The sequence below is a fragment of the Candidatus Jordarchaeum sp. genome, from assembly GCF_052745115.1.
On the sequence record NZ_JBRAKS010000221.1, the window covers coordinates 1 to 6,423 of the forward strand.

Consider the following 6,423-nt stretch of genomic DNA (forward strand, 5'->3'; position numbering starts at 1 on the left):
TGTTACAACAATAGCAACATAAATATTATAAATAAAAATGTTGTTTTTAAGGAGGTATAATGGAATTTAAAATTAATAAAGTTAATTTTGAAAAAGTACTCAATAGTATTGTAAGATTAATCCCTCCAAAAAGTACACATACAGTTCTTCAAAATATCGTACTTGAAGCAAAAGCCGATAATATAAATATCGAAGGAACTGATCTTGATATTTTTATAAAAAAATCGCTGTTAGGTGATATCAAAAAAGAAGGAAAAGTACTTATTCCCGGAAAAAAAATCTTAGAAATTACCCATGAAGCAAATGTTGAAGAAATTTCCTTCAAATTAAAAGAACTTAACTTGCAAATCAACGCAGGTAATGCTCAATTCAATATCCCGGCCCTTGATTATCAGGAATTTCCAGAAACTCCCTCATTTCCTTCAAAGAATTGGTTAACATTGAGCATAGATGAACTAAACACAATGGCAAATGCAACAATTTTTATGGTTTCCAAAGAATTGAGCAGACGTGCAATGAACGGGGTATTAATGCAGATAAAAGAAAACTGGTTAAATATGGTGACGACTGATGGTGCACGTCTGGCGCTTTATAAAAAAGCGCAAAAAGGTGAAAATGGCGAATTGATATTGCCTCCAAAGGTATTTGACCTATTAGATATCAGTCAAGCAGAAGAACCATTAGAAATCTTTTTGGATGAAAGAGTTGTCGGTTTAAAATTTGGTAGTACAACGATAATTGCCCGTCTTATTGAGGGACCATATCCCAATTATGAAGCAGTAATACCAAAGACATTCCCTGGTACCTGTATTGTGGAAAAGGGTCTTCTTGAAGGTGCATTAAAAAGAGTTTCGCTCGTTTCCAGCCCGACATTAAAGAGTGTTAAATTTGAATTTTCAAAGGAAAATATATTGTTATCTGCTGCATCACCAGATAGCGGTGAAGCCAAAGAACCAGTTGCATGCAATTATGAAGGAGAAAAGATGGTAGTCTGGTATAATGCTGGATTCCTTTTAGAAATAATGCGCCACATTAACACAAACGATATTGTTTTCCAACTGACTTCTCCATCGTCAGCATCACTGATAAAACCAAAAGAGGATGATAAATTGATATATTTGTTAATGCCGTTAAGAATTGATTCCTATGAATAAAAATTATTTTATATTGACAACCATTCTTTTTTTTAGTATAGGATCAACCCAGCATCTGGGTGTTGGCATAATAATTGGTAGTCCTACAGGATTTACGGGCAAGGCCACATTTACCCAGAGATCTGCTGTTGCAGTAAATATTGGCTGGTCACTCGGCGACAATCCTAAATTATACCTGACTGGTGATTACCAATTTCTCTTTCCTACAGTATTACGCTGGACTGATGATATGACTGGAGAACAGAGAGAAATTGAGAATTTGCTTCCATACATTGGCATTGGTGGTCGGTTCAAATTTAAAGAAGATGAGGCGCAACACGAGACAATTTTGAATTTGGGGCTGCGCCTGGGCGGTGGAGTTGAATATTTAATTTCAAGATTTGGAATCTTTCTGGAATTATACCCGGTTGTCAATATATATCCTGGTACAGACTTTGATCTTGAAGGTGGTCTTGGAGCAAGAATTTATTTTTAACATTTAATTACTTGACATTGTCTAAATTTTTGGTATAATAAGAACCTTGTTAATTTTAGATTAACTTTTACCCTTGACTTTTGTAAAAAAATGGGTATAATATATAAGAGGGGTGAAGTAGATTTAGCTGCAGAAACTTAATTTGGATTTCGAAATCTAAATCAGTTTCTGCAAATATGACTTTTTGTCATATTTTGGTCTTTGAAATTTTATTAGAATTGGCGGAAGGAACGTGGGTTCAAGTTACTAAGAGCGCATGTGAGGATGCCTTGGCATTCAGAGGCGATGAAGGGCGTGGTAGGCTGCGATAAGCGCCAGTTAGGAGCGAACATCCTTTGACCTGGCGATGCCCGAATGGGGAAACCCATCCTGTTGAAAAACAGGATATCCTGCCCGTAAGGACAGGAGGCTAACCAAGGGAAGTGAAACATCTCAGTACCTTGAGGAAAAGATATTCCGAAAGTAGCGGCGAGCGAAATCGGAAAAGCCCAAACCGATCTGCATGTTAAAACGGACAGGTGTTGTGCAGACGGTGTAGCGAGGTCCAGTCGAATCCGATTGTCCTGAGGATTGTGAAGTTACAAAACCTTGCAATAGCTGAATCTCACTGGAAAGTAGAGCCATAGATGGTGATAGCCCAGTAAGCGAAATTGCAAAGGTCTTCACTGGCTGGATTCTCAAGTAGCACGGGATAGGTGATCCTGTGTGAATCTGCCCAAACCACTGGGTAAGGCTAAATACTCCTGAATGACCGATAGTGCACCAGTACCGTAAGGGAAAGGTGAAAAGAACCCCTGGCGGGGAGTGAAATAGAACCTGAAACCATGCGCTTACAATCAGCAGGAGTTTAACTCTTACCTGAGTAATCGGGTAAGAATGTTGAATGACTGCGTGCCTTTTGCATAATGAGCCGGCGAGTTATCCTAACCTGCAAGCTTAATTCTGGCATGAAAGTGTCGGAAGTAGGCGTAGGGAAACCGAGTCCAAATAGGGCGTTTTAGTAGGTTGGGGTATTACCCGAAACCCGGTGAGCTACCCATGGTCAGGATGAAATTCCGGTGACACGGAATGGAGGTCCGAACCGGTGACTGTTGAAATAGTCTCGGATGAACTGTGGGTCGGAGTGAAAGGCTAACCAAACCGGGTGATAGCTGGTTCTCCTCGAAATGCCTCTAGGGGCAGTCTTGGATGTTCAATAATAGTGGTAGAGCACTGAATAGAAGAGAACCCTTCGGGGTTCAAATCTAATCAAACTCCGAATGCTATTATTTACAAATCCAGGAAAGAGGCGGTGGGGGCTAAGCTTCATCGCCGAAAGGGGAATAACCCAGACCACCGGCTAAGGTCCCCAAGAGTTGGTTAAGTGTGAAAGGATGTGAGATGACTTAGACATCTGGGATGTTGGCTTAGAGGCAGCCATCATTTAAAGAGTGCGTAACAGCTCACCAGCCGAGTTGTCTTGCGCCGAAAATTTACCGGGGCTCAAACCAACCACCGAAGCTGTGGATCTGTGGAATAGTAATATTTCACAGGTGGTAGAGGAGCGTTCCATTGTAGGTTGAAGTTCTGTTGCGAAACAGAATCGACGAAATGGAAGTGATTATGCCGGCACGAGTAGCGATAATCCAGGTGAAAAACCTGGACACCGTAAGCCCAAGGGTTCCTGGGCAAGGTTAATCCGCCCAGGGTTAGTCGGATCCTTAGCTGAGGCCGAAAGGCGTAGGTGATGGGAAAGCCGTCAACATTCGGCTACCATCTGTAATTTCGTTATACCTATGGGGTGACGCTGATGGTAGAGACGGTTCCTGTGTTGGAATACAGGATCCAAATACTTCATAGGAATTTCCAGGCAAATCCGGAAGTTCTTAACTATGGAGTATGATGGGGAGGCCCAAAAGGCCATAAACCCGTCTCGAGATTCAGCCGAGAAAAACCTCTATGGAAGAAATTATGGGTGTCCGTACCGGAAACGAACACACGTGGGCGAGGTGAATATCCACAGGTGCTCGGGTGAACCCTTGTTAAGGAACTCGGCAATCTAACCCCGTAACTTCGGGATAAGGGGTCCCCGCTATGATGAATAGCGGGGCGCAGTGAAAGGGCTCTCGCGACTGTTTAACAAAAACACAGGTCTCTGCTAAGCCGTAAGGCAAAGTATAGGGACTGACACCTGCCCGGTGCCAGAAGGTTAAAGAAGGAGGTCATTTTGACGAAAGTCAGGAGAAGCTTCCGACTGAAGCCCTGGTAAACGGCGGCCGTAACTCTAACGGTCCTAAGGTAGCGAAATTCCTTGGCGGGTAAGTTCCGTCCTGCACGAATGGTGTAACGACGAGAGCGCTGTCTCAACAAGGAGCCCGGCGAAACTGTAGTGGCGGTGAAGATGCCGCCTACCCACGGTAGGACAAAAAGACCCCGTGAACCTTTACTGCAGCTTGCTATTGAATCTTTGCGGAACATGTGTAGCATAGGTGGGAGGCTTTGAAGTCCTGACGCTAGTCAGGATGGAGCCGTCAGTGAAATACCACCCTTGTTCTGTCGGAGGTTCTAATTCTACCCTTGTAAGGTGGAAGACAGTGGCAGGTGGGCAGTTTGACTGGGGCGGTCGCCTCAATTGTGGGGCGCTTCAGTGGTGACACTGAAGGCAAATCTGGCTATATGCTGGGAAACCCGTCTCCTCTAACAAAAACCACCTCCGTAATTTTTGTGAAGGGGTAAGAGCAGTTAATACCAGGGTTATTTACTCAGGTAAAAAATTAACTGTGCGGGTAATCAGCAGGGAAGTCCGTGAAACATTCACGTGACCCCTCAACGACTGCATGCCAGGCATCCTGCATCAATTAAATAATTTTGCAGGATGGTGATACAGTCTGAACTTCCAGGCAACTGGAAGCCGAGCAATCGGCGCCAATCCTGAGTGAGGTTACTATGAATACTACGAATATTAAAGAATACAAAAAAAGATTACATTTGACCAGAGAACAACGGGAAATTCTTGTGGGTATATTATTAGGCGATGCACATCTTGAAACTCAGAATAACGGGAGAACCTATCGGTTAAAGATAGAACAATCTCTGACTCATAAAGAGTATGTTGATCACCTCTACGAAAAATTTTGCTTGTGGGTGTTAACCCCACCAATGATAAGGGAAGTTACAACGAAGAATATATTAACTAAGAATTACCGATTTACAACATTAAGTCATGGTGCATTTAGATTCTATGGACAGCAGTTCTACAAACAGGGTAGAAAATGTGTGCCTCAGCTTATCCATAAATTACTGACTGAGCGAGGGTTATCTTATTGGTTTATGGATAATGGTTTTATAAAATCTAAGGAATCAAAAGCTATAATTCTTAATACACAAGCTTACTCAAAAAAAGAAGTGGAAATGCTAATAAATGTACTGAAAACCAAGTTTCATCTGAAAGCAAAAATCCGGCGACAAAAAGATGGTTATCAGATTTATATCTCGGGCAAATCATACGAAAGATTTGCACTCCTCATAAAATCATATCTGTTGAAAGAAATGGCATATAAATTACCTCAGGAAAGGCGAACATTTTTGCCCAAAATGTAACGGAGGTGCCCAAAGGTTCCCTCAGTGCGGTCGGTAATCGCACGTTGAGTGTAAGGGCATAAGGGAGCCTGACTGTGAGGCCGACAGGCCGAGCAGACACGAAAGTGGGGCCTAATGATCCGGTGGTGCTGCGTGGAAAGGCCATCGCTCAGCGGATAAAAGGTACTCCGGGGATAACAGGCTGATCGGGCCCGAGAGTTCACATCGACGGCCCGGTTTGGCACCTCGATGTCGGCTCATCGCATCCTGGGGCTGGACAAGGTCCCAAGGGTCGGTCTGTTCGCCCGTTAAAGCGGTACGTGAGCTGGGTTCAGAACGTCGTGAGACAGTTCGGACTCTATCCACCGTGGGCGTAGGAGACTTGAGAGGAGCTGTCCTTAGTACGAGAGGACCAGGATGGACAGACCTCTGGTGCACGAGTTGTCGTGCCAACGGCATAGCTCGGTAGCCAAGTCTGGAAGGGATAACCGCTGAAAGCAACTAAGTGGGAAACCCGCCTCAAGATAAGGTCTCCCGTTCAATTCAGGGGCAACTCTGAATTGGCCTAAAGACTACCAGTAGACTACTGGTTTGATGGGCTACAAGTGTAAGTGCAGCAATGCATTGAGCTGAGTAGTACCAATCAGTCGTGCGACTTGAACTTCCTTCCGCCATTTTAGAAAATTCGACAATCTAATAACTAGTTCAAAACTATTTTGAACTGGTGATTTTTAGATTGTGCAGGATTTAGTAAAATTCCCGGTGGCAATACCGACAGGGAAACACCTCTTCCCATTCCGAACAGAGAAGTTAAGCCTGTCAGGGCCGATGGTACTGTACTCGCAAGGGTACGGAAGAGTAGGTCGTCACCGGGTTTTTGTTTCTAAAAAAGGATGCGTGATGGGTAATGTTCCATCTTAAATCAAAATAAAATTTTACCCAAATAGAAATAAGATTTTTATCAGAAACAACGGAAAAATAGTCTTATTCGTCATCTTTGGCATAAAATAGTTATGAAGCAGAGAAATCAAAGGAAAAGCTCTGCCAAGGTATCATCCTCCGCATCAGTATCCTAACGCTGATATCCCACATAAGAACATACCAGGGTAAAATGTCGACTCTCCACGGCCGGGTTGTCCGCCTGAAGCGGATTCCTTCCAGATATAACATATCCCGGAGTACCTATGTTTTCAAGTATTTGGTTAAGAAAATTTATTTTGATTAAATAACCCCATT

The 6,423-nt window shown here is 43.3% G+C and carries 2 protein-coding genes and 2 rRNA genes; all 4 read left to right on the forward strand.

From position 1 onward, the window contains the following. Positions 1–59 precede the first annotated feature (59 nt). Complete coding sequence (gene dnaN / locus ACUVXA_RS14175) at positions 60–1,154, forward strand: DNA polymerase III subunit beta (RefSeq protein WP_445871931.1); 1,095 nt, start codon at positions 60–62, stop codon at positions 1,152–1,154. 13 nt (positions 1,155–1,167) lie between these two features. Further along, a complete protein-coding gene (locus ACUVXA_RS14180; protein WP_445871932.1) occupies positions 1,168–1,629 on the forward strand; it encodes a hypothetical protein in 462 nt (153 codons plus the stop codon). Positions 1,630–1,864: 235 nt separating this feature from the next. Further along, positions 1,865–5,850: ribosomal RNA gene (locus ACUVXA_RS14185) — 23S ribosomal RNA — on the forward strand. A gap of 95 nt (positions 5,851–5,945) precedes the next feature. Continuing rightward, positions 5,946–6,062: ribosomal RNA gene (gene rrf, locus ACUVXA_RS14190) — 5S ribosomal RNA — on the forward strand. The last annotated feature ends 361 nt before the right edge of the window (positions 6,063–6,423 follow it).

What these genes read in the sequence shown, in the direction of transcription:
- dnaN (WP_445871931.1), top strand. Translation starts at nt 60, where the DNA reads ATGGAATTTAAAATTAATAAAGTTAATTTTGAAAAAGTACTCAATAGT.